The organism is Streptomyces sp. NPDC031225 (assembly GCF_055570355.1).
In genome coordinates this window covers 33816-58421 of the sequence record NZ_JBVIHJ010000002.1, presented here as the reverse complement: position 1 = coordinate 58421, position 24606 = coordinate 33816, and the positions used below count along the sequence as shown (strand labels likewise).

Genomic DNA, 24606 nt, shown 5'->3' with positions numbered 1-24606 from the left:
CCCCCCCCCCCCCCCCCCCCCCCCCCCCCCCCCCCCCCCCCCCCCCCCCCCCCCATCCCCCCCCCCCCCCCCCCCCTTCCCGTCCGCGGCCGCCGTGGTGTACACGGTGCTCACCCGCGGTCTCACCGGCGACCTCCACTACGTCCTGGCCGCCCTGCGCACCGGCCGCGCGGGCGGCTACTCCCCCTCCGAGGTCTTCACCCACCGCCCGTTCTTCTACCGGTGGTTCGTCGCACTCCTCGACCGCCTCGCCTTCTTCGGGGGTACGGCGGTGCGCGAGGCGGTGATGAACGCGGCGGGAGTCCTGCTCGCCGCCGCCGCGGCCTACGCCCTGTACGTCGCACTGCTGCGCCGGGTCACGGTGCGCGAGGCGGCGGTGACGGCCGGCGCCACCGGGCTTGCCCTGGCCCTCGCTCCCCGCAACGACTTCCTCCAGCCGGAGTGGGCGGCCGTCGTCCTCACGGTGTTCGCCGTCGCCGCCGCCCTCGGCCCCAGACGCCCCTGGCCCGCGGCCCTGCTCGCCGCGCTCCCGCTCGGCCTCGCGGTGATGATGAAGTACTCCACCGCCGCGACCGCCGCGATCGGGGTGCTCCTCGTCTACGCGGTCGACCGGGGCCGGGCCGTACGCATCACCGCGGTCGGCATCCCTGCCGCACTGGCCCTGTTCGGGCTGAGCGCCCTCGCGGGCACCCACGAGTGGCAGTGGACCGAGGACATGCCGCAGATCAACCAGTCCGCGATCGGCCGGACCGGCATCCACCCGCACTTCATCCTCGAACGCACGGTGGACTTCCTCACAGACCGCGCGGTCACCAGCCCGGTACTGCTGCTCCTGCCGGGCGCACTGCTGCTCGTCCTGACCCGGGTGCGGGGCCGGCTGCGCCGCGCCGAACTCCTCGCGATAGCGCTGCTCATCGGCCTCGCCGCGCAGGCGGTCGTGGTCGTACAGGGCAACTGGTTCCTCTACCACGGCGCGCAGATGCCGGTGGTGGCGGCGGTCGTCTGGGGTGTCGCGGTGAGCGGCGCCCGCAAGTCCCCACCGTGGTTCTTCGGAGCCGTGTCCCTGCTGTACGGCGTGCTGCCCGTCGTCTACGCGCAGCTGCCCGGCAGGTTCCAGCAGCCGTGGGAGGTCTGGGTGGCCGGACTGGTCGCACTGCTCGCGGCCGCCGTGGACGTCCTGGCCGAGAAGCGGCTGAAGAACCGGTCGGCCGTCCTGGTCGCCCTGTCCGGACTCGTACTGCTGGCCGCGAGCATCTGGCCCGGCTCCCCGCACCTCGTGCTGCACGGCAAGGTCACCGTCACCGGCTCCGGATACCTGGCGGAGCAGCGGCGCACGGCGGACCAGGTCGACAAAATCGCCTCCCAACTGCCCCCCGGCGTCCCGGTGCTGTACCTGGCCTTCGGCGAGACGGCGTACGACCTCGACCACCCGGCCCGGTGCCGCTACCCGATCTCCACGTTCCTCCAGCGCACCCGCTACCTGCCGGACGTGGCCGAGCTGAAGTCGTTCAAGGAGAACGCCGACTGCGTCGACCACGACCCGGCCCCGTACGCCGTGCTGGAGCGGCCCTGGTTCCAGCCGGGCCACGTCGACCCGGAACTGTGGCGCCGGATCACCGCGGTCTACGACTGCCCGCCCGGGAACACGGGGGAGCGGCTCGTGCTGTGCGTCAGGCGTTGAGCCCGAGCGAGGCGACGACCTCGCGGGCCATCGCCACCGAGTAGCTCTGCCCCCGGTCCTGCGGGTAGATCTGCGCCATCGTGGCCAGCGTGACCCGGCTCATGGGCGTCTCATGGGCCGGGATCAGCGCACGGTACTCGGGCGTCACCACCGGCTGGGCGAACCCGGCCTTCGAGAAGTGCCAGGTCTGGATCCAGGACCTCTCGAAGGCCGGGTTGATCCGCTGCAGATACGGCACGAACGCGTCGAGCAGCTCGCCCGGGTCCGTGGTGAACCGCCAGTCCTCGCGCTCCACGTAGTTGCCGACGTAGAGGATGTGCCGGCCGCCGTACACGGACGGGTCGATCATCTTCGTGTGCTCGACCACCGCGAGGAACGGGAAGTCCGGCTCGTTGATGTTGAGCCAGTAGTACGGGATCGCACTGCGGTCCAGCTCCAGGACGAAGCAGGTGGCGCCCAGGTACTGGTTCTTCCACACCGCGCTGTCGTCGGGCAGCCCGGCCGCCTTGGCGAAGGCGGGCTGCGGGGTGGTCACGATCAGCCGGTCGAAGGCGTACGTCGATCCGTCCGCGCAGGTCACGACGGCCTCGTCGGCGCCGTCCTGCCGGATCGACTCCACCGCCTTGCCGAACTCGACCTTGCCGCCGTGCTCCTCGATCCCGTCCCTGAGCGCCGCGTACACTCGCTCGAACCCGCCGTCCACATAGCCGAGTTCGAAAGTCCGGCAGTGGATCCGCGCCCACAGCCAAGCCATCGACACCTGTTCGGCACGCTCCCCGAACTTGCCGCGCAGCAGCGGCTCCCAGATCGAGGCGGTGGCCTTCCTGCCGGCCCACCTGCGCAGCCAGGACAGCGCGGTGAGGTCGTTGAAGCGGTCGCCCTTGCGGACCGCCTTCAGCACCGCCGACGAACCGGCGAAGCGCACGGCGTCCACCGGGCCGAACTCCGGGTAGCGCAGCATGTCGAACGGCGTGGTGAAGTCGATCAGCTTCCCGCCCCGGTAGATACCGGTGGTCGGCTTGTGGAAGCGCAGGGCGTCACCCAGCCCCAGCTCCTCGATGAGCGCGATCATCGCCTTGTCGCTGCGGAAGATGTGGTGGTAGTAGCGCTCCAGCGGAACCCCGCCCACGTCCAACGACGCGGCCAGCCCACCGAGTTCGTCGGCCGCCTCCAGGACGGTGACCTGATGGCCTGCGCGTACGGCGTCCCAGGCGGCCGTGAGGCCGGTGGCCCCCGCGCCGATGATGCCGAGGTTCATGCGAAGCTCCACTTTCTGTTGAGCACGAACTGGAGCGCCAGGACCAGCGGCAGCGAACCCGCCTTGATCAGGTTGGCGTCGATCCCCAGACCGTCGGTGAACGCGAGGAAGAGCAGGTTGGTGAAGACGATGCCGGTGAGGCCGACGGCGTAGAACCGCAGGAAGCGCACGACGAGGCGGTCGCGGCGCTCGAAGGTGAACCGCGCGTTCAGCACGAAGTTGTTGGCGATGCCGAGGGTGGTGCTGATCGCGTTGGCGAACTGCTCGTCCATCCCGGCCAGGTTGTGCAGCAGCAGGAAGACACCGAGATCGAGGGCGACCCCGCTGCCGCCGATCAGGGTGTAGCTGAGCAGTTGCCGGGAGAGCCGTCGCCGGGCGGGAGCAGCGGTGGCCTCGGCCGCCGTGGTGTCAGCGCTCACCTTCGCCGCCGATCACGTCCCGCACCAGATACAGCGGACGGCCCTGTGCCTCGCTGTAGATGCGCCCTATGTACGCGCCGATGACACCCAGCGACAGCATCTGCGTGCCGCCCAGGAACAGCACGACGCACATCATCATCGTCCAGCCGGAGACGGTGATGTCGGGGCGGAAGAACTTCATCGCGAGCGCGTAGAGGATGCCGAGCAGCGACAGCGCGAGCACCACGAAACCGAGCCGGGTGATCATCTTGAGCGGAGCGGTGGAGAAGCTGGTCATGCCGTCGATCGCGAGGCGGGCCATCTTGCGCAGCGGGTACTTCGTCTCGCCCGCGAACCGTTCGTCGCGGTCGAAGGCCACCTCGGTCTGCCGGTAGCCCATCGAGGCGACGATGCCGCGCACGAACCGGCTGCGCTCCCGGTACTTGCGCAGCTCGTTGGCGACCCGCCGGTCCAGGAGCCGGAAGTCCCCGGTGTCCAGCGGGATGTCCACGTCGGTGGAGGAGCGCAGGACCCGGTAGTAGAGGTGGGCGGTGGCCCGCTTGAACGCGGTGTCCTGCCTGGACCGCCGGCGCGCGTGCACGATCTCGGCACCCGCCCGCCAGGCGTCGACCAGCTCCAGGCTGACCCGTGGCGGGTCCTGGAGGTCGGTGTCCATCACGATCACCGCGTCGCCCTGCGCGAGGTCGAGACCGGCGGTGATGGCGATCTGGTGCCCGAAGTTGCGGGCGAAGTCGACGACCCGGACCCGTTCGTCGCTCTTGGCGATGTCCCTGAGGATCGCCAGCGAGCCGTCGCCGGAGCCGTCGTTGACGTACAGCAACTCGTAGTCGAACTCGGGGCGTTCGGCGAGGGCCGCGGCCAGCTCGGTGTGGAACGCGGTGATGCCGTCTTCCTCGTCGTAGACCGGGAGGACGTACGACACGAGGGATCGGCGGACGGGCTGCCGTTCCGGCGGTGCCGGCTGCGCCGGGACGACATCGGGTATGCGGGGTCGAACGTCCTGCTGGGGCATTGGGAGAAGCTATGGAAGGTCTGTGAACGTCCGCCGAACTGGCCGTGGCCGGGAGCCGTCCGCCCCCTTTCGCTTCCCTTCCGCCCCCCGGCGGGCGTGTCAGTCGTGCGGTGTGAACAGCAGGTTCCGCGTCTTGGGCGGCCGGGGCGCGTACCAGGGGACGAGTGTGCCGTCGTGCTCGGTGATCCAGTGGCAGTCGTACCCGAGGGGGTCGAACTCGGCGAGGAGGATCTGCATGTCCGCGTCCCGCAGCGCTTCGAGCAGCACGGTCGGCCGGTCGCGCTTGAGGACCTGGCGGGCGCCCTTGAGGACCGACATCTCATGGCCCTCGACGTCGATCTTCATGAGGTCCAGCCTGGTCTCGGCGAACACCTCGTCGAGGCACACCAGCCGGATCCGCTTCTGTTCGGCGTCGGCCGCGCCGCCCTCCAGGGTCGAGCCCGTGGACAGGAGGTTGCCCGCGAAGCGGACGCTGATCTCGGCCCAGCCCGCCTCGCCGGACACGCCCGCCTGGTGGAGCCTGACGTTCTGGGCGCCGTTGGACCGGACGTTCACCGACAGCCGGGCGTGGATCTGGTCCACGGGCTCGAAGGAGTGCACCTTCGCCTTCGGGTTGGCCAGGGCGGCGATCATCGAGAAGTAGCCGACGTGCGCCCCGACGTCCGCGATCGTCGCGCTCTTCGCCGCGAGCCGGGACCAGGTGGCGAGGCTGCCGGGCTCGTAGCCGAACCGGCCGTTCCACAGCGTGTCCAGACCGACCGCGTCGTCATTCACGCAGAACATCACGAAAGGCGGGCAATAAGGGGAGTCGATTTCCACATAGCCGCGATAAGGGAACTTCTTCCGGTGTATTCGGATGATGTCGCCGGTGGCGACCGGCCGGACCGATGGTGCGTGCGCCAGCATGCGGGCGTTGGCGTCTTCGAGCTGGGGGATACGCATTCCGCGATCGTAGGGGCGCCGTGTGGGCTTGTCACAGGGTCCGTGAACACCGAAAGGGCCAGGTCATACGCTCATGACCTGGCCCTTTCTCGAAGGGTCGCGCGCGGTTCTCCCGCGGTTCACCCAACGTTTCGCTCAGCGCTTCACGGCCTTTTTCAGAGCCCGCGCCCTGCGCACCATCCGGCGCGCGGTGGCATTGCGCGGCAGGAAGCCCAGCCGCTGAGGGATACCGCCGGGCAGACCGAGCGAGGTCAGGCGCTTCTTCCTGAAGTAACGCCGGGTGCGCGGGCCGAAGTGCTGGGAGAGATAGCGTTCCGCGGCCGGGCGCAGCGACGGGTGGATCTGCGGCTGGAGCGTGAAACTCAACGCCGCGACCAGGGCGTTGAGCGTGTCCGCGGGCACCGCCTCCTCGCCGGCCCGGCCCTCCAGGTCCGGCAGTACCGCATCGGCCAGCACGACCGGGACCCGGTTGCTGTTCTGGTAGGGCGTCAGCCGCTGCAGCAGCAGGTCGGTGCCGATGCGGGCGGCCGGCAGGTCGTAGAGCGCGGAGGCCGTGAACAGCGCGGTGGAGAAGCAGCCCACGACCAGGGCGGGCCGGGCCTTCTCGAACAGCACCTCGGCGAGCACGGGCGTGTCCAGGACCGTGAGGTCCACGCCGAGCGTCTCCGCCTCGGACTCCAGGGCGCGGCTGAAGCGGGCCGGTGCGCTGGGATGCGGCTTGAAGACGACCGAACGGTGCCCCTTGGCCACCGCACCCTTCAGCATCCGTACATGCAGGTCCTCCTCCTCATCCGGGGAGAGGATGTCCAGCGCGGAGAGGTACTGGCCGAGCAGCAGCGCCGCGTTGTCCGGAAGTTGCGGCAACTCCTCGACGGCCGCGGTGAGTTCACCCATCGCCTTCAGGAAGGCGGACGTCGGCACCACGACCGGCGGCACGTCGAACTCGGTCAGCAGCAGCGGGGTGAGGCCCGCGATCAGGTCCAGGTGGAGCAGTCGCCGCACTCGCGTGCCGACCAGCGGGTCGAGCTTGTTGCGGGTGGGGCCGTAACTCATCAGGCCGTCGGCGTATACGTCGATGGGGGCGCCGGTGAAGATCTGGGCGACGGTGAGGGCGGGGGCGACCTGGATGGACTCCATGACCAGTTCGATCCGGTCCTCGCCGAGGCCCCACAGCAGGCGCAGATAGCGCTCGAAGAGGGGGACGTCGTCCGGGCGGGGCGCCCAGGAGCCCGGGTGGAAGGGGCGGATGGCCTCGTTCCAGGACAGCACCTCGTCGAAGTGGTCGCGCAGCGGCCCGAAGCCCGGCATCGCGTCCAGGGGCACCGAAGTCTCAGGCGTCGCGGTGTTGTTGAACACCAGCAGCACCCGGCGCTCGGCCTCCTCGAAGAGGTCCGAGTCGATCGCGGCGGCCAGCGTGACCGCGCCGTACAGCGTGGAGGCGCAGAAGATCTGCGTGGTGTGGGGGGTACGGGGGGACATCACGCGGCCGCCTTAGCAGAGGTGGCCCGCCGCCGCAGCCGCCGCAGTGCGGCGGAGCGGCGCAGGTCCATGGTGTCGAGTACGTCCCCGAGCGCGTCCTGCGGCATCCGCCTGATGGCCGCCGCGCTCATCGCCCGCAGCTGCCTGGCCACGGACGGCTCCCACTTGGACTCGTCGGAGAGATGGTGGGCCATGATCGCGCAGTAGGTGCGGACCGCCTTGGGCAGCAGCCGGTCCGCGTCCGGGTCCGCGGCCGTCTCCTCGATGACCTGGTCGAAGGCGCGGATGAAGTCGAGCTGGCGGGCGTCGCCGATCTGGGTGAGGGAGGAGGCCACCCCGCGCCGGTAGAACACGCCCAGCAGACTCACCACGGCGAACGACTCGGCCTCGCGGTGCAGCTTCCAGATCCACGGCCGGTCCTCGGCCGTGCGCAGCCCGTCGGTGAAGTGCAGCAGGCCCCTGTCGAGGAGCCGGCGGTGGTAGGCGCCGGCCCACGCGTACGCGTAGTCCACGGAGGTGGTGCGGTCGGCGGGCAGGATCGCCTCCCGCGGGTTCAGCACCTCGTTCCGCCGCCCGATCGGCACCCGGTGCACGGTGCGGGCGCGCGCGACGGTCTGCACATGGTCGGTGCGCACGAAGTCACACCCCAACCCCTCGATGGCGGCGACCAGTTCCGTCAGGTAGCCCGGCGCGAGCCAGTCGTCGCCGTCCAGGAACGTCAGGTACTCGCCCCGCGCCGCGTCCAGGCCGGTGTTGCGCGCGGTGGCGAGCCCCCCGTTCGTCTCGTGGTGGATGACCCGCACCTGGGCGACGTCCGAGAGCTCCTCGGCCGCACGGTCGAGAATGGCCGGAGTTTCGTCCCTGGATTTGTCGTTCACCAGCACGAACTCGAAATCTCGCCGCGCATTCAGGCGAAGACTTCGGAGGGTGTCCGGGGCGTATTGCTGCACGTTGTAGAACGGCACGATGACGGAGAGCTTAGGCACCTGCGAAACGCTAGAAGGCGGTCCGGCAGCGAAACTTTCCGGCAAGGGGACTGCGGGTGAACTCGATGTGTCGGAACGGTGCATCCCGTGTACTTCCCGGTTCTCGACGGGCCAGTTCGGCTCTCGGTGGTGTGTTGTTAACTTTTCGTTGATTCGCGGTTGGGCCGCACCTAGAAATTGCTTCCTAGCGTCTTCTCCGTGCCGCCAAGTACACCGAAGTCCCTCCGAATCGCCGTCCTCGCGGACTCCGACACCCGCTGGAAATGGGGTGCGCTGACCGCCGACCGCATCGCTCCGGGTCCGTCCATGGAAACCGGACCGCGAGGCGGGGCGCAAGTCGGCCTCGCGCTGGACGGATTCCTGCTGCGCGGCCGGGCCACGCCCACCGCACGCCAGCTCGAAGAGGTCGGGGTGCGCGCGGACTCACTGCGGGAGGTCACCGCCGTCGAGTTCCTGCGCGCCATGGCCGAGGCGTCGTACGACATCGTCGTCCTGGCCCTGGTCGGCGGCGGTGTCCAGGCCATGCTGCACGGGCTGGCGCGCGTCTGGAAGGACCTCGAAAAGCGCCCCGTCGTCGTCACCGGCTACGTCGGCGTCGTCTACGAGAAGCTCGCCGACGGTCTGCTCCTGCGGCACGGAGCCGACCTGGTCCTCGCCAACTCCCGCCAGGACGCCGAGCGTTTCCGCGCGGTGTACGAGGGGGTGGGCGCGGACGCCTCGGCCGTGACCGAGGTGGCACTGCCCTTCCTCGGCGGAGCGGCCTACGAAGGCGAACACGACCCGTACACCGTGGTGTTCGCGGTGCAGCCCTCGGTGCCGGACAACCGCAGGGACCGGGTGTACCTGCTGGAGCGGCTCGTCCGGCACGCCCGGCTGCACCCCGGGCGCGAGGTGCTGCTGAAGCTGCGCTCCAGGCCCGGCGAACACACCACCCACATCGAGGAGTTGCCGTACCAGAAGCTGATCCAGCGGCTCGACCCGCCGGCCAACTTCCGCCTGGTGTACGGCAACATGGGCGACGTCCTCGACCGCACCGACCTGCTGGTCACGATCAGCTCGACGGCCGCGCTGGAGTCGCTGCACCGCCGGATCCCGACGGTCGTCCTGACCGACCTGGGTGTGCGCGAAGTCCTGGGCAACCACCACTTCGTGGGCTCCGGCTGCCTCGCCTCCTGGGACCAGCTCGACGAGGGGCACATTCCCGTGCCCGACGAGGAGTGGGTGGCCCGGCAGGGCGTCGCCGTCGACGGCTCGTACGGGCGGGCCTTCGACGCGGCGCGGGAGCGGATCGCGAAGCTGCTGGAACGCCCCGACGGCCTACCGGAGTTGGCCCCCTACTACACCCCTGAGACGGCCCCCGGCTATCTGCCGGGCATCCTCGCCCGCCACCACCTCGGCCTCGACGGCACCCCGCTGCCCGGCGCCCCCGCCCACGAAAGGGAGCCGGGCCCGGTACGGCAGATCGTCCGCCGCGCGGCCCGGGGGGCGTACCGCCACGGCGTGCAGCGGGTGGCCCCGGTGATCCGCCGGATGGGCGAGCTGTGAACCCACGGTCCCGAAAGCCCACCTAGGGGCGCGGGGAACGGCGCGACCAGCCCCCCACGCCGCCGCACCCGACGAACGACCCAATCCTCCGCAACTCTTCGCAAGCAGCCCAAGGAGTGCAGCTCATGCCCCACCCGCAAGCCGACCAACGCGCCACCGTGCGCCGGGTGCTCGCGGTGATTCCCGCGCGCGGCGGCTCCAAGGGCGTGCCCGCGAAGAACCTCGCCCCCGTCGGGGGAGTGCCGCTGGTGGCGAGGGCGGTGCGCGAGTGCCTGGCCTCCCGGCTGGTCACGGACGTCGTGGTCTCCACCGACGACCAGGCGATCGCCGCCGTCGCCCGTGAGGCCGGCGCCGAGGTCGTGCTGCGGCCCGCCGCCATCGCCGGCGACACGGCCACCTCGGAGGCCGCCGTCCTGCACGCCATGGACGCCCACGAGGCCCTGCACGGCGCCTCCGTCGACGTGGTGGTGTTCGTGCAGTGCACGAGCCCGTTCATCGTCCGCGAGGACATCGACGGGGTCGCCGCCGCGATCGCCGAGAACGGCGCCGACACTGCCGTGACGGTGGCCCCCTTCCACGGCTTCGTCTGGCGGGACACCGAGTCCCCCCAGGAGGCGGCCGACGCGGCCACCGGCGGCGGCTACGGCGTCAACCACGACGAGTCCTACCGCCCCCGCCGCCAGGACCGCCCCCAGGACTTCCTGGAGACCGGCGCCGCCTACGCGATGGACGCACCGGGCTTCCGCAGGCACCAGCACCGCTTCTTCGGCCGCACCGAACTCGTGCGCACCGACCCCGCGCGCGTGCTGGAGATCGACGACCCGCACGACCTGGCCCGCGCCCGCGCGCTGGCCCCCCTCTTCGACGCGGACCGCGCCGACGCCCTGCCGTCCCTGGGCGACGTGGACGCGGTCGTACTGGACTTCGACGGCACCCAGACCGACGACCGGGTGCTGATCGACGCCGATGGAAAGGAGTTCGTCTCCGTGCACCGCGGAGACGGCCTCGGCATCGCGGCCCTGCGCAAGAGCGGCCTGAAGATGCTGACCCTCTCCACGGAGCAGAACCCGGTCGTCGCCGCCCGGGCCCGGAAACTCAAGATCCCGGTCCTGCACGGCATCGACCGGAAGGACCTCGCACTGAAGCAGTGGTGCGAGGAGCAGGGCATCGCGCCCGAGCGCGTGCTCTACGTCGGCAACGACGTCAACGACCTCCCGTGCTTCGCCCTCGTGGGCTGGCCCGTGGCGGTCGCGAGCGCCCACGACGTGGTACGCGGCGCCGCCCGTGCGGTCACCACCGTCCCCGGTGGCGACGGCGCGATCCGAGAGATCGCCAGCTGGATCCTCGGCCCCTCTCTCGACTCCCTCAACAAGTAAGGAACGGTCCCGCCATGTCTGTTAACTCCCGCCTGCGCACCTTCGGCACCGAGCGCATCGCCGGTCCCGGCCAGCCCGTCTACATCTGCGGCGAGATCGGCATCAACCACAACGGCGAGCTGGAGAACGCCTTCAAGCTCATCGACGTGGCCGCCGAGGCCGGCTGCGACGCCGTCAAGTTCCAGAAGCGCACCCCGGAGATCTGCACCCCGCGCGACCAGTGGGACATCGAGCGCGACACCCCCTGGGGCCGGATGACGTACATCGACTACCGCCACCGCGTGGAGTTCGGCGAGGACGAGTACCGCCAGATCGACGAGTACTGCAAGAGCAGGAACATCGCCTGGTTCGCCTCCCCGTGGGACACCGAGGCCGTCGCCTTCCTGGAGAAGTTCGACGTCCCCGCCCACAAGGTGGCCTCCGCCTCCCTCACCGACGACGAGCTCCTGCGCGCCCTGCGCGAGACGGGCCGCACGATCATCCTGTCCTCCGGCATGTCGACCCCGAAGCAGATCCGCCACGCGGTCGAGGTCCTCGGCTCGGAGAACATCCTGCTCTGCCACGCCACGTCGACCTACCCGGCCAAGGCCGAGGAGCTCAACCTGCGCGTCATCAACACCCTCCAGGACGAGTACCCGAACGTCCCGATCGGCTACTCCGGCCACGAGACGGGCCTGCAGACCACCCTCGCCGCGGTCGCCCTCGGCGCCACCTTCGTCGAGCGCCACATCACCCTGGACCGCGCCATGTGGGGCTCCGACCAGGCCGCCTCGGTGGAGCCCCAGGGCCTCACGCGCCTCGTCCGCGACATCCGCACCATCGAGGCCTCCCTCGGCGACGGCGTCAAGAAGGTCTACGACTCCGAGCTCGGCCCCATGAAGAAGCTGCGCCGCGTCTCGGGCGTCGTCGCCGAGGCGGAGATCGCCGCCGCCGCGGGCGAGCCGGTCTCGGTCTGAGTCACCAGGTACCGGGTCCCTGGCCGCTGTCGGTCCGGGGACCCGGTGTTCGTCACCCGCGCCGCATGAGCGCCTTACGACGGGACGGTCGTACGTCGATGAGCCCCCGAGCCGGGAACACCGGCCACCGCACTCTCGCCTTCGTCGAGAGCCCGGTCCAGCTGCTGAACGTGCTGGAGTGGGCGCACGCCCACGCGCCCGGCGCGGAGCTCACCCTCGTCGTGCTGTCCCCGACCGACCCCATGACCCGCGGCCAGCTGCGCCGGATGGCGGAACTCGCCCGCGAGGAGGGCCACGAGGTCCGCTGGGAAGAGGCCAGAGGCGGCCCCTCGGCCCCCTTCCAGACCATCGGGGGCCTCGCGGCCAGACTCCGCAAGGCCGACCGGATCGTCCTGGGCGACCCCTTCTCCCGCTACGTACAACTGCTGCTCACCATCACCAGGGCACCCGACCTCGTCGTCGTCGACGACGGCACGGCCACCATGGAGTTCGTGGCCCAACTCGCCCGCGGGGAACGCCTTGTGCGCTGGCACCGCAAGGGCGGCCGCCCCAGCCCCCGGGACCTGGCCTTCGCCCCGGTCTCGGCGGCGGCCCGCAAGCGCCTCACCCCGGGTGAGGGGCGCGCGGTGCAGATCTTCTCCTCCATGCCGATGGAGGAGACACCCGCCGGGGTGACGGTCTCGTCCAACACCTTCGCCTGGACCCGCTCCCGCTTCGGCCCGCCCCGCATCACCAAGGGCGCCGACATGGTGGGCACTTCGCTGGTGGAGACGGGCGTGGTGGACGGCGAACGCTACCTGGAGGCGGTGACCGGCCTCGCCAAGACCCACGGCACGACCCGCTACTTCGCCCACCGTCGCGAGGCCACGGACAAACTCCACCGGCTCGCCGTGGAGACGGGCCTGGAGATCGTCCGCCCCGACCTCCCCCTGGAACTGATCGCCCGCCGGGGCCCCATCGGCCGTACGATCCTCAGCTTCCCGTCGACGGTCGTCCACACCCTGCCCCTCGCCCTGGCCGGCACGGAGGTCCGCGTCTCCGTCTGCGACATCGACCCGGACTGGCTGACGGAGACGGCGTCGCCGCGCGCGCAGGGATTCCTTTCGGGGGTCACGGGGACGGCCCGGGGAGTGCACCGGTTGTCGGCGGTGACGACAGGCTGAGTGCTCAGCCTCATCGTCTAGCATCGTCGTTCACTTGTGCGACGTTCGATGATGGCTACGACGGGGGCGGCTGACGTGAGTGCCGAGGCGTTGCGGGACCGACTGACGGATCTGGCGGCTTCAGACCAGGGTGATCTACGGGCGCTGGTGGGGGAGTTCCGGCGCGGCGAGGTGCTGGTTCCGGTGGTGGACGGTTCCTTGCTGTCGGCGGAGTCGGGCGGTATCCGCTGGTTGTTCGCGTTCACGGAACTCGCGGCGCTGGAACGGTTCGCTGCCGCTCGGGGTGAGGCCGTCCCCGGGTGGGCGCCGGTGTTCGGCGCGCGACTGCTGGACCAGGTGATCCCGGCGATCGACGGCCCGGTGGGCATCGCGGTGGACGCGGGCAGCCCAACTGGCTTCGTCCTGCCGCCGGTTGCGGGGATCGTGCCGGACGCGGCGGCTCTGGACTCCGAGGGGGCCGGGGCGTGAGCGACGGCTACCAGGTCGATCCGGAGGCGATGGGGCGGATCACCCGCGGGATCAACCAGGCGATGGCGGAACTGAAGGAGTTCGGTTTCGACATCGAGGCGAACCTGGGCCGCGGCTTCGATGATTTGGCGATGACGGGTCTTGAGGCGGGAGATGACGCCCTCCAGCAGGTCTTCGCGGACTTCTGTGACCGCTGGGGCTGGGGTGTGCGCTCGCTGATGGGGGACGCGAACGAGTTCGCGGGCCGCTTGGGGCTGTCGGCGGGGATCTACCACGAGCAGGAGCAGTACGTCTCGAACACCCTGAAGTCGGTGTGGACGACAGGCACCGGCAACCCCTACCTCACTCCGGACGAGGTGAAGAACCGTTCCTGGTCGGAGACGTTGAAGGACAACCCGGTCTCGCAGGTGGCGAACGCGGATTACAGCGCGGAGTCCTTCACGTCGGGCCAGGACGAGGTGAAGGCGGCCTGGTCGCAGGCAGCGCGGGATGTGGAGACGTCGACGGTGACGCCGGACGCCTTCCTCGACCCGGACACGGAGTGGCAGTGGAGCGGTCCGCCCGCCGCCGACGGGCAGGGTGAGGGCTGATGGGCTTCGGGGACCTGGTCGACGACTTCGGCGACGGCCTGGAGAGCGCCTCCGACAGCCTGAACAAGGGCGTCGGCGAGGTGGTCAACTGGGGCACCGACAAGACGGCGGGACTGCTGTCGGACGTGGGCGCGGACGGTGCGGCCGAGAAGGTCCGCGACCTCGGCGAGAGCGTGAACAACCGCCTGGGCGGCACGGTTTCCGAGCGCGCGCTGGGCGAGACCGAGGACCCCAAGGAGCTGATCCACGGCAGCGAGGGGGCGCTGCGCGAACGGGCCGGTCATCTGCGGAAGTTCGCGGCCGCGTTCGAGAACGTCGGCCAGGGCATGCGCTCGCTGGACCCGGGCGAGTGGCGGGGCCAGGCTGCGGACGCGTTCCGCGCGAAGTTCGACGTACAGCCCAAGCAGTGGCTGACCGCGGCGGACGCCTGCACGGCGGCGGCCAGCGCGTTGGACGCGTACGCGGACATGGTCCGCTGGGCGCAGCAGCAGGCGCAGTTGGCGATCGACACCTACCGCAGCGCGCAGGACGCCTCCCGGAGGGCGGCGGAGGCCTACGACGCGAAGGCGACGGCGTACAACCAGGCGGCCGAGCGGTACAACGCGACCGCCGAGGCGGGCGGCGATCCAGGTGTGAAGCCGACGAAGCCCGGCGATTTCGTCGACCCGGGCACGGCGGGCCGCGAGGATGCGCAGGACATCCTCACGCATGCCCGCCGCCAGCGCACGGACGCGGCGGAGGATGCCCGCCGCACGATAGCCACCGCACTGGCGTCCGCCCCACCGAAGCCGGAGTTCACCGACCGCATGGGCGCCGACGCGACGGACCTGTTCGTCGGCACCCAGCTCAACTCGGTCCACGTCCTGGGCGGCCTGCTGCGCGGCGGCACGGACATGCTGAAACTGGCCCGCACGGTCAACCCACTCGACCCCTACAACCTCACCCACCCCGGCGACTGGTCGAAGAACTCCCAACTCCTGCTGGCGGGCCTGGTCGGCACGGCGGCCCACCCCGAGCGGCTGCCGATGTCGCTGCTGGGGACGGGGTGGTCGAGTGACCCGGGCGACTCGGCGGGCTATCTGTTCTCGAACCTGATCGGGGGGAAGGGCGCGGGCGGGCTGGGCCGGGCCGCCGCCCGGGATGCGCTGCGCGGGACGGTCGCGAAGGACGTGGCCAAAGGCGTGGCCCGCGACGGAGTGCGCCAAGGAGGGCTGGGGGCCACGGCCCGAAAGCTGTGGTGCAAGATCTTCGGCAGTGACCCGATCGACATGGCTACTGGCCGCATGTCGCTGCCGCAGACGGATATGTCGTTGCCCGCCCGCCTCCCCCTGCTGTTCTCCCGCCAGTTCGAGTCGTCGTACAGGGCAGGCCGCTGGTTCGGTCCGCGCTGGACGTCAACGGCCGACCAGCGTCTGGAGATCGACGCCGAGGGAGTCGTTTTCGTCCGCGAGGACGGCTCGTTGCTGGCCTACCCCCACCCGGCCCCAGGCGTCCCGACCCTGCCTCTGGCGGGCGAGGGCCACCCTCTGACGGTCGACGAGTACGGTGACTACACGGTCACCGACCCTGCGGCCGGTCGTGTATGGGACTTCGCGGGCCCCGGCGGCGACGGCAACGGCATCGCCCTGCTCTCCCAGATCATCGACCGCTCCGGCCAGTGGCTGACGTTCGAGTACGACGCTGAGGGCGCCCCGATCGGGATCGTGCACTCGGCCGGCTACGACTTGCGCATCACGACGGAGGCCGGCCGCATCACGGCCCTCCACTTGGCCGACGGCATCGAGTTGGTCCGCTTCGGCTACGACGACCCGGGCCACCTGTCGACGGTGACGAAGTCCTCGGGCCTGCCGACCCGCTTCACCAACGACTCCGTCGGCCGGATCACGGCCTGGACGGACACGAACGACTCCTCGTACCACTACGCCTACGACGACGAGGACCGCTGCACCTCCCAGGGCGGCGAGGCGGGCCACCTGGCCTACACCTACCTCTACGGCGCCCCCGACCCGACCACCGGCCACCGCATCGTCACTGCGGTCGACTCCCTGGGCCACAGCACGCTGTATGAGATCAACCGCGACGTGCAGGTGGTGGCGGTGACCACCCCGGACGGTGCCACGACCCACACCACCTACGACCGCGCCCACCGCCCCCTCACGATCACCGACCCGCTGGGCCGCACGGTGAGTTACGCCTATGACGCGGCGGGCCGCACGGTGCTGGCAGTCCGCCCGGACGGCCACTACACGAGCGTTGCGTACAACGACCAGGGCCTGCCGGTGGCCATATCCGGCCCTGACGGCTCCCGCGTCACCCAGCGGTTCGACGGGTTCGGCAACTGCACGGCCGTCACCGACACCGCCGGGACCACGACCCGTTTCTCCTACGACGACCTCGGCCACCTGGCAGCCGTCACCGACTCCCTCGGACACACCATCCGGGTCCGCTGCAACCCGGCGGGCCTGCCGGTGGAGGTCACCGATCCGCTGGGCGCGGTCACCCGCTACGAACGGGACGCCTTCGGCCAGCCTGTCACCATCACGGATCCGCTCGGCGCGATCACCCACCTGGAATGGACCGTCGAGGGCCGCCTGTCCCGTCGTACAGCGGCGGACGGCACGTGGGAAGCGTGGACGTACGACGGCGAGGGCAACTGCACGACCCACACGGACGCGACGGGCGCGGTCTCCCATTACGAGTACACCCATTTCGACCTGCTGGCCGCCCGTACCGGTCCCGACGGTGTCCGCTACGAGTTCGACCACGACACGGAACTCCGTCTGACGCAGGTCACCAACCCGCAGGGTTTGACGTGGAGTTACGCCTACGATCCGGCTGGACGCCTGATCGCGGAGGCGGACTTCGACGACCGCACGGTGTCCTATACGCACGACGCGGCGGGCCAACTGACAGCGAAGACCACCGCCTTGGGACAGGGCATCCGCTTCGAGCGGGACGTGCTGGGCCGGGTGGTGCGCAAGGACGCAGCGGGCCGGGTGACGAGATACGTGTACGACGAGAGGGGCGGTCTGGCCGAAGCGGTCAGCCCCGACGCGGTCCTGAACCTGCGGCGGGACGAAGGGGGCCGGGTGCTGTCCGAGACGGTCAACGGCCGCGAGATGGCTTACGCCTACGACGCCCTGGGCCGCCGCAGTGGCCGCACCACGCCGACCGGCGCTACCAGTACGTGGACATACGACGCGGCAGGCCGCCGTACCGGCATGGTGGCATCGGGCCGCACCTTCGACTTCACGTACGACGCGGCGGGCCGTGAACTGACCCGCCAGATAGGTGAGTCGGTGACTCTCGCTCACGCCTTCGACCCCCTGGGCCGCCTGACGAAACAGGAGCTCACTGGCCCGGCCGGCAGGCGCCTCCAGCACCGCACCTACACCTACCGGGCGGACGGCAACCTGACCGCCGTGGACGACCACCTCAACGGCACCTGCCGTTTCGACCTGGACACGGCGGGCCGGGTGACCGATGTCCACGCGGCAGACTGGACGGAGACATACGCCTACGACGAGGCGGGCAACCAGACGCGTGCGAACTGGCCGACCGGTCACCCGAGCCAGGAGGCGACCGGCGACCGCTCGTACACCGGCACCCGTATCAACCGCGCGGGCGACGTCCGCTACGAACACGACGAAGCCGGGCGCATCACCCTGCGCCAGAAGACCCGCCTGTCTCGCAAGCCTGACACCTGGCACTACGCATGGGACGCCGAGGACCGACTCACTGCGGTAACGACTCCAGACGGCACCCGCTGGCGCTACCAGTACGACCCCCTGGGCCGCCGCATCGCCAAACAACGCCTGGCCGGAGACGGGGAATCGGTCCTGGAACAGGTGGACTTCACCTGGGACGGCACCACCCTCTGCGAACAGACCACCACGTCCACAGGCGTGCCCCACCCGGTCACCCTGACCTGGGATCACCGGGGTTTGCACCCGATCGCCCAGACGGAGCGCATCACGTCCTCGGACGCTCCGCAGGACGAGATCGACTCCCGCTTCTTCGCCATCCTCACCGACCTCGTCGGCACCCCGACCGAACTCATCGACGAACACGGCGACATCGCCTGGCGCACCCGGAGCACCCTGTGGGGCACCACAGCCTGGGCGGCCAACAGCACCGCCTATACGCCGCTCCGCTTCCCAGGCCAGTACTTCGACCCAGAAACGGGCCTTCACTACAACTACTTCCGCCACTACGACCCCGAGACGGCGCGGTACCTCACGCAAGACCCCCTTGGGCTCACGCCCGCGCCCAACCCCGTCACCTACGTCCACAACCCGCAGACACGCTCCGATTCACTTGGACTTGCGCCAGGTTGTACTCCCAGCGAGGATGCCCGAGGGATCTTCGACTTCAGAGATGCAAATCCTGATTTCCTTCCTGACGGCGAGGCGATCGATGCCATGCGGTCAGCGCCAATCGGCGGGAATATCGACTGTTCAGAGATCGCCGAGTACATCCTCCGCGAAGCCGGAGGGCAGGGAAAAATTGTGAACTTCACCCTGAAGAATGATCCCGTTATAAATATTCCAGAGGATGCGGGTCGAACAGTGACGGAATATCGCTATCACGATGTCTATACAGACGGACGATATGTGTACGACCCGGCGATGAGATCAGATCCAATCCCTTACGGCGATTACGAGAGAGCAATTCGTCTACTCAATCCAGGAAAGAAACTTGTGGTCCAAAATGGCGGATATTCCGGTCCCTTGTGGTGACGCGCGAAGGGATTCATGAATGTCGACTCGCAGCATGAAGGCCATGCAGTCTCTCAGCAGGTTTGGAGAGCTTGCATGGTTCTCATTGCCCGCAGAAATTCACCCCGTATACGGCTACTTGCAGGTTCCGTACATCGGTTGGCGTTACAAGGCGCCCAGCGAAGAGATCTCGCAGTTCATCGAAGATTCCGTTAATAGATTGACGACTCAGGTTGAGTGGAAACTCGACACTACGAGGAGGAACTGGCTTCTGCTACCTTCCCGAATTCTGCATGAAGCGGGCGGGCTTGAGAATCCAGCTTTCGCAGAAGTTGTCCACTTCATCAACACCCGGGATCAGGAATTCTGTCGCATTGCCCTGTCGGACCTTGATTTGATCATCGATCATATGCAAGAAGTCCCCGCGTCGGACAACTGAAACAATGCGTCTCACATGTAAACACGAAAGACCAGCACGTCCCTGTCCCTCCCCGACCTGGTCACGTTGACGGGAAACCATCAGGGTCTGCACCCGCTCGCCCAGACGGAACGCATCACCGCGGCCAACGCCCCGCAGGACGAGATCGATTCCCGCTACTTCGCCATAGTCGCCAACCTCGTCGGCACCCCGGCCGAACTCATCGACGAAGCCGGCGACATAGCCTGGCGCACCCGCACCACCCTGTAGGGCACAACAGCCTGGTCAGCAGGCAGCACCACGTACACCCCCCTCCGCTTCCCGGGCCAGTACTACGACCCCGAAACCAGCCTGCATTACAACTACTTCCGCCACTACGACCCCGAGACCCTTGACCCTCTCGGTCTCGCACCCGCCCCCAACCCTGCGACCTACGTCCACAATCCCTACACCTGGACTGATCCACTTGGGCTGGTGCCCTGTCCGCGTCGCATTGAGGGCGGCGGCTGGGACCTGAGGGACCGCAATCCTCTCGATGTCGTTCCTTCTGATGCCCAGATGCGTGATCTCACGCCGGATCCCAATGGTGGCGCACAAAAAGGGGTTGAATATAAATGGACAGACTCGGAGACGGAAAATACAGTTCGTCTTCGGGTACATGATAAGGACGGAACTGCTCCGGCGGGGTCGAACGCGGCAAACGGCGATGTTTACCGTATCTCGATCGGCGGCAAGTATCAGGACGAGGCGGGAAACCTCTATCATCGCAAAGTGCACAACCCGAGGAGTCCGAGCTATAACTCCAACGCGGCAAATAATACGCACATTCCCTGGCCGAGTCAGTACCCGCTCCCGTATTAACTGAATGGGGTCATGCGCATGCAATCCCGCGAGTTCGTCAGTATGGTTCGTGAGATTCTTGATTCTGAAGCTGCTGTGCGAGAACGCGCGGCGGATGCGGTCGCGGATCAGCTGAACTCTTATTCGCCTGCCCAGGTCTCGACATTGGGCACGCTATTGTCTTCGATTGCTTCCCTTGAGGCGGATCACTCCACCCTGGAGGCTGAACTGCACGCGATCATTGATTTGACTTCTACAGGTCACGTCACGCTCGATCATGTCGAGCAACTTCGGGAGATTCAACTGGAGAAACTCTCACCTCAGCTGCAGGAATATGTCATCGATTTGCTTGACGGCTGAGGGGAATGAATTGGTTCGCTGTGCCGGCTTGCATCGCACGTCAAAATTTCGGCTGGTAGCCGCACGGCGAAACGGTGACGGCTCGGCTACGAAAACGCCGGCGACGGCTTCCGCCACCCACACAAGAGGCACGCCGGAGGCGACCTGACCGAGGCCCAGCAGGCCTACAACAAGGTCATCCGCGGCATCCACGGCGTCTGTGAGCGCGCCAATTCCCTGCTCAAGACGACCTTCAAGGCCCTGCGCAAGGTCAGCCTCGACCCCAGCCGCATCACGAGGATCGCCGCCGCAGCCCTCGTCCCTCTCCAACTCGAGTACGACCGCACCATCTGATCAATCACGCAACGTCGTAATTGATTACGGGTAAGGGGTCAATGGGTCGGAGACACCCAACGACGACGAGCGGGAGCCGTACGGCATGGCCACCAAGTCGCGGTGAGTCGAGGAGAGCGTCAACCAGTAACTGAAGACCGCCAGGAGGTAAGGCTCACCGGCTTCCGCCTACCAGAAGTTCCTCACGATTGCCACGATGCCCGCGCTGATCACGTCGACGAGGACCCTTCCTACGGCGGACTTCGCCCTTTCCCACAGACCTGTGCGGACCTTCCCCGACTGGGTCGCCACCTGGCTGGCCGCGGCGGCCTCGCCGACCAGTGCCGCCTTCTGGCGTGCGATGTCCGCCAGTTCCGCCTGGCCCGCCGCCACCACCTTGCGGGACTCCGCCAGCCGCTGACCGGCGGCCGCTGCGGGGGCAGGCGAGGGTCGCTGATCGGTGTCGGGGGCCGCGGGGGGCTTCGGTTTGGTTCCAGTCGCCTTCTTCTTGCGCCCGGAGCGATTTCCTGGACGCACGGCGGCGAGCTGCGCCCGGTCCATCCGGATGCGGATCTCCTGCTCCCGCCGCTCCAGTGCCTCTCTGCGATCGCGGATCCGTCGGCCGACCAGCTCGTTGAAGTCGGCCATCGACGCGTCTATGAGGGCGTCCATCTCGACGATCAGGGAATGCGGCAGGGAGTTCACCAGTTCCCAGAGGATCTCGAAGACGTTCCAACCGGACTTGGCGTCGTAGGGAATGAACTGTTCCAAGTGGAACTGGCGCGCCCGGGAACCATGGCGTCGCCCGCCCATGGTGCGGACGTCCTCGAAGAATTGCCGGCGCCCCTTCTCGATGACGTCCTTCTCTGCCTGGGTCTGTGGCCCCTGGAGGCCGGCAATCCGGACGGGCTCGCCGTCGCCGTCCTCCGTGTTGAGCATGGACAGCCGGTTGTAGCCGAAGACGATCTGGCTGGGTTCGGCGCCGAAGTCCAGCAACGTCCGCACCGTCTTCTGCGTGGGTCCGGATCCGGGACGCGGCGGTGTCGCCACGACGATGAAGCCGTTCGCCCGTGGGACGTGCTTGCGGTACATCTCCCGGTATGCCTGGTCGTTCGCGGCCGTGTCCCCGAAGCCGGGGAGGTCGATGACGTGGACGTGCTCGCCACCGGCTTCCCAGACGTAGGGCTCGTCCTTCGTCGTGCCCCGCGTGAACTGGCCAACCGCTCCAACCCGTTGCCCGAACAGGTAGTTGATCGTGGTGGTCTTTCCCGCGCCTGTCTGCCCGCAGACGAGGAACACCGGCTGCTGTTGCGCGTGGCCCGATTTCTCCAGTTTGCGCTTGGCCGCCGCCCGTGCCTCGTCCCAGGATTCAGCCCCACCCATGGCTTTTCGACCTCTCCCCCGACACCCGCACATCGGCCGGGGGTGCCACGGGTGTACGCCGAACCCCCTGTACCTCAGGTTAGCGGGATACAAAGTGTCAGAGCAGGAAAACGGGTGAGCGGTGAGCCCTGGGCAGGGGCAGCGATCCCTTCCTGATAATGGATCTTGACGTTGCGTGATCGTTCAGACGGTTCGGTCGTACTCGAGTTGGAGAAGTACGAGGGCACAACACGGCGATCACCGAGGGCGACGACCGGTTTCCGGGAAAGGCTCAATGTGCGTATGGAACGGCGTCACGGGCGCTTATCGAGCGGCGGTGAAGTCAGCTCAGGCCGGTCGCCCATGCCGTCAGCGCGGCGAAGTCATCGATGGCGAGGCCGTGTCGGGGGTCGATCCGGCGCAGTAGGGCGGGTCCGGCGTGGTGTTCCTTCACCCAGGCACAATCGGCCCCTGTGATCTCGTCGTCGATCCAGGCGAACGCCCGGCCTTTCGCCCACGCGACGATCTCAGGCGTCTTCCAGAACACACCGTCGCCGGGCTGAGCCCGCGGCGAGGGCCAGGGAATGAAGGGCAGCTCAGGCAGTCCCAGGACTGGCGCGATGAAAGCGTTGGCTTCTTCCTCCCAAGTGGTCGCCCACACCAGGTCGAAGGGAAGGGCATCAAGCGCCGGGCCGTGATTCGGGTTGAGCCAGACCCGTAGCGGCTTCACGGGCTTGTTCGGCAGCCCCCACTCGGCCAGTCGGCGCCGCTCGGCGGTCTCCCAACGAGGCGTCAGGAGGCGGTGCGTCCGATAGCCCTCGGGCCGGCGGTGCGGCTTCGCGGCATACGGATTGAGCGGTCCGTCGACATCCACCAACAGCACTGGGCGCACCAGCTCATCACCCCCTAGTTCTGCGTCGCACGGTATCGGCTGATGACGAGACCGCCCAGTGAAATTCCGGCGAAGGGATCTCCGTAAGTTCGGGCTCCGGGATGGTGGGACGATCTTGATGTGGCTGCAGTGATCACGGCGTCGGAGCCGTCTTGGATAGCCCCGTTCACCGTGCTGGACCCGCGCGCTTTCCGCAAGCGGATCACGATGCTGCGCCGCGAGGGAGCTGAAGTGCTGCGGCCGGACGTCCATGGTCGCTACCGCTGGAAGACCGGGTATTGCTCGTCACCGCTTACTGGCGCACCAACCTGACGCTGCGGCAGCTCACCTTACTGTTCAGTATCTCGAAGTCCGCACTACAGGCGTCTGGGCGACTTCCTTAGGACTGGCTCTCGAGCCGACTGACCCGACGAAGTGCACCTGCCGGGCACCGGCTCGCAGGTCTGCGCCGATGAGGTTGGTCGGTCATGGTCTGTACATCGGCCAGGTTCAGCAGTTGGACGTCATCTTCGCAGTCCGGTCGAAGAACAGCCGCCCGTACGACTGCAACGCCGCCATCACCGACACATCGCTGCCGACGAGCAGGAGAGACACCGGCTTGGAAGACAGATGACGGCCCCAGACGGTCTGGAGTGCCCCTCGAACTCCTGATCCTGCCCGACCGGCCAGGGCAGCTTGCCGATCACCGCGATGCTGGGTGAGCCATCGGCGACCGCGAGACTCAGCGAGCGCAGGGCCTGGTTCCAGTCTTGCCTCTGGAACTCCACGCAACGACTTCCGGCGACAAAGGTAGATCCATTCTTACGTAGATTGAATCTTACTTAGGTCCCCGCTACCTATCAGGTCGAGCGGCGACGGGCAGGGCGACGCTCTCCTACGCCGGTTTCCTCACCACGAGGTAGGCGCGGGGCAGCTTCTCCTCGTCCAGCGGCTCCCGCAGTACCCGGACGATCACATCGAGGCCCGCCTCAGCCAGGCGCTCGGCCACCTCGTCCGGGGTGCGCCAGTGGTAGTCGAGGGAGATCTTGTGGCCGAAGCGTTCATCGAGGTGCATGTGGCCGCCGCCGGGCTCGTACTGGAAGCCGATCAAGGCGTGGGCGCCCGGCTTCAGGACGCGGTGGAACTCGGCGAACGCCTTCGGGAGGTGCTCGTCGGGGACGTGGATGATCGAGTAGAGGGCCGTGATCCCGTTCAGGGTCTCGGCCGGCAGGTCCAGCGACGTCATCGAACCCACGTGGAAGCGCAGGGCGGGATGGGCCCGGCGGGCCAGTTCCACCATCCTCGGTGAGACGTCCACGCCGAAGACCTGGAGCCCGAGCGCGGCAAGCTGGGCGGTGACATGGCCGGGGCCGCTGCCCACGTCGGCGACCGGGCCGGTTCCCTGTTCCTTCACCAGCTCCGCGAAGCCGTTGATCTGGACTCTGTCCAGCAGCGGAATGCCGGACCAGTCCGAGAACTGCTCGGTGTAGGCGTCGGCGATCGTGTCGTACGAGGTTCGGGTGGCCTGTATGAAGTCGGCGTTCACGCGCTGCACCCTAGCCGGGCCGCTGGGCTCACCGTGCGGAACGGGTCAGTGCGCCTCCTGGAGTTTCCTCGGAGGCCACTGGCCCGTCTACCGACGGGAGTTGGCGACGTTCGAGTGCGGTGCCTTCAGGGCTTCCAGGAAGGCGGTGAAGGCCCCGGGCGGGAAGGTGAGGGCGGCCCTGGTGGGGACCTTGGAGTCGCGTACGGCTATGTGGGAATGCAGCTCCGCTATCTCCACGCAGTCGTTGCCCTCACCTCCACCCGAGAAGGACGACTTCTTCCAACGGGTAGGGGAGGTCATGGCG

Annotated in this window: 20 protein-coding genes and 3 pseudogenes; 13 read left to right on the top strand and 10 right to left on the bottom strand. The window is 68.4% G+C overall.

Annotated features, from left to right (window positions below; translation table 11 throughout):
• The first annotated feature begins 106 nt into the window (after positions 1-106).
• Positions 107-1681, top strand: a complete 1575-nt coding sequence (locus tag ACZ48Z_RS03130; protein WP_468734049.1) for a hypothetical protein — start codon at positions 107-109, stop codon at positions 1679-1681.
• On the opposite strand, the gene ACZ48Z_RS03125 is transcribed toward ACZ48Z_RS03130, so the two are convergent.
• The 6 genes from ACZ48Z_RS03125 to ACZ48Z_RS03100 all read right to left on the bottom strand — a co-directional run bounded on the left by ACZ48Z_RS03125 (position 1671) and on the right by ACZ48Z_RS03100 (position 7777).
• On the bottom strand, positions 1671-2939 hold the full coding sequence (locus tag ACZ48Z_RS03125; RefSeq protein WP_468734048.1) for an NAD(P)/FAD-dependent oxidoreductase: 1269 nt from the start codon (positions 2937-2939) through the stop codon (positions 1671-1673). The genes ACZ48Z_RS03130 and ACZ48Z_RS03125 overlap by 11 nt on opposite strands.
• On the bottom strand, positions 2936-3358 hold the full coding sequence (locus ACZ48Z_RS03120; protein WP_468734047.1) for a GtrA family protein: 423 nt from the start codon (positions 3356-3358) through the stop codon (positions 2936-2938). The genes ACZ48Z_RS03125 and ACZ48Z_RS03120 overlap by 4 nt, the downstream gene beginning before the upstream one ends.
• A complete protein-coding gene (locus tag ACZ48Z_RS03115) occupies positions 3348-4370 on the bottom strand; it encodes a glycosyltransferase family 2 protein (protein ID WP_468734046.1) in 1023 nt (340 codons plus the stop codon). The genes ACZ48Z_RS03120 and ACZ48Z_RS03115 overlap by 11 nt, the downstream gene beginning before the upstream one ends.
• A 99-nt stretch (positions 4371-4469) precedes the next feature.
• Entirely contained in the window at positions 4470-5312 is an 843-nt protein-coding gene (locus tag ACZ48Z_RS03110) for an FkbM family methyltransferase (protein ID WP_468734045.1), read from the bottom strand.
• A 135-nt stretch (positions 5313-5447) separates the two neighbouring features.
• A complete protein-coding gene (locus tag ACZ48Z_RS03105; RefSeq protein WP_468734044.1) occupies positions 5448-6791 on the bottom strand; it encodes an alpha-2,8-polysialyltransferase family protein in 1344 nt (447 codons plus the stop codon).
• Complete coding sequence (locus ACZ48Z_RS03100; protein WP_468734043.1) at positions 6791-7777, bottom strand: glycosyltransferase family 2 protein; 987 nt, start codon at positions 7775-7777, stop codon at positions 6791-6793. The genes ACZ48Z_RS03105 and ACZ48Z_RS03100 overlap by 1 nt, the downstream gene beginning before the upstream one ends.
• A 198-nt stretch (positions 7778-7975) precedes the next feature.
• On the opposite strand from ACZ48Z_RS03100, the gene ACZ48Z_RS03095 reads away from it, so the two are divergent.
• From ACZ48Z_RS03095 to ACZ48Z_RS03045, 11 genes and pseudogenes are all read left to right on the top strand, one after another.
• The gene (locus ACZ48Z_RS03095; protein WP_468734042.1) at positions 7976-9322 is read left to right on the top strand and encodes a DUF6716 putative glycosyltransferase; all 1347 of its coding nucleotides are present in this window, start codon (positions 7976-7978) and stop codon (positions 9320-9322) included.
• 125 nt (positions 9323-9447) lie between these two features.
• Complete coding sequence (locus tag ACZ48Z_RS03090) at positions 9448-10698, top strand: cytidylyltransferase domain-containing protein (RefSeq protein WP_468734041.1); 1251 nt, start codon at positions 9448-9450, stop codon at positions 10696-10698.
• A 14-nt stretch (positions 10699-10712) separates the two neighbouring features.
• On the top strand, positions 10713-11654 hold the full coding sequence (locus ACZ48Z_RS03085) for an N-acetylneuraminate synthase family protein (protein WP_468734040.1): 942 nt from the start codon (positions 10713-10715) through the stop codon (positions 11652-11654).
• A 98-nt stretch (positions 11655-11752) separates the two neighbouring features.
• Positions 11753-12817, top strand: a complete 1065-nt coding sequence (locus ACZ48Z_RS03080; protein ID WP_468734457.1) for a hypothetical protein — start codon at positions 11753-11755, stop codon at positions 12815-12817.
• A gap of 75 nt (positions 12818-12892) precedes the next feature.
• Positions 12893-13285: an SseB family protein gene (locus ACZ48Z_RS03075; RefSeq protein WP_468734039.1), complete on the top strand. Its 393-nt coding sequence runs from the start codon at positions 12893-12895 to the stop codon at positions 13283-13285.
• Positions 13282-13875, top strand: coding sequence for a hypothetical protein (locus ACZ48Z_RS03070; protein WP_468734038.1), 594 nt, complete (start codon positions 13282-13284; stop codon positions 13873-13875). The genes ACZ48Z_RS03075 and ACZ48Z_RS03070 overlap by 4 nt, the downstream gene beginning before the upstream one ends.
• On the top strand, positions 13875-18614 hold the full coding sequence (locus ACZ48Z_RS03065; RefSeq protein WP_468734037.1) for a putative T7SS-secreted protein: 4740 nt from the start codon (positions 13875-13877) through the stop codon (positions 18612-18614). Before ACZ48Z_RS03070 ends, ACZ48Z_RS03065 begins: the two co-directional genes overlap by 1 nt.
• A gap of 34 nt (positions 18615-18648) precedes the next feature.
• On the top strand, positions 18649-19032 hold the full coding sequence (locus ACZ48Z_RS03060) for a hypothetical protein (RefSeq protein WP_468734036.1): 384 nt from the start codon (positions 18649-18651) through the stop codon (positions 19030-19032).
• 27 nt (positions 19033-19059) lie between these two features.
• Positions 19060-19872: pseudogene (locus ACZ48Z_RS03055) on the top strand (polymorphic toxin type 30 domain-containing protein); the annotation flags it as partial.
• Between the two features lie 12 nt (positions 19873-19884).
• Entirely contained in the window at positions 19885-20211 is a 327-nt protein-coding gene (locus ACZ48Z_RS03050) for a hypothetical protein (protein ID WP_468734035.1), read from the top strand.
• A gap of 84 nt (positions 20212-20295) precedes the next feature.
• Positions 20296-20544 (top strand): annotated as a pseudogene (locus ACZ48Z_RS03045) (transposase family protein); the annotation flags it as partial.
• Between the two features lie 168 nt (positions 20545-20712).
• Here the strand turns inward: ACZ48Z_RS03045 and ACZ48Z_RS03040 are convergent.
• Together ACZ48Z_RS03040 and ACZ48Z_RS03035 are read right to left on the bottom strand one after the other, a co-directional pair.
• Complete coding sequence (locus ACZ48Z_RS03040; protein WP_468734034.1) at positions 20713-21906, bottom strand: GTPase family protein; 1194 nt, start codon at positions 21904-21906, stop codon at positions 20713-20715.
• A gap of 322 nt (positions 21907-22228) precedes the next feature.
• Positions 22229-22780: a hypothetical protein gene (locus tag ACZ48Z_RS03035; RefSeq protein WP_468734456.1), complete on the bottom strand. Its 552-nt coding sequence runs from the start codon at positions 22778-22780 to the stop codon at positions 22229-22231.
• Between the two features lie 117 nt (positions 22781-22897).
• Here ACZ48Z_RS03035 and ACZ48Z_RS03030 point away from each other — a divergent pair.
• Positions 22898-23133: pseudogene (locus ACZ48Z_RS03030) on the top strand (transposase family protein); the annotation flags it as partial.
• 518 nt (positions 23134-23651) lie between these two features.
• On the opposite strand, the gene ACZ48Z_RS03025 reads toward ACZ48Z_RS03030, so the two are convergent.
• Positions 23652-24311, bottom strand: coding sequence for a class I SAM-dependent methyltransferase (locus ACZ48Z_RS03025; RefSeq protein ID WP_468734033.1), 660 nt, complete (start codon positions 24309-24311; stop codon positions 23652-23654).
• Positions 24312-24389: 78 nt separating this feature from the next.
• Positions 24390-24602, bottom strand: coding sequence for a DUF397 domain-containing protein (locus ACZ48Z_RS03020; protein WP_468734032.1), 213 nt, complete (start codon positions 24600-24602; stop codon positions 24390-24392).
• Positions 24603-24606 lie beyond the last annotated feature (4 nt).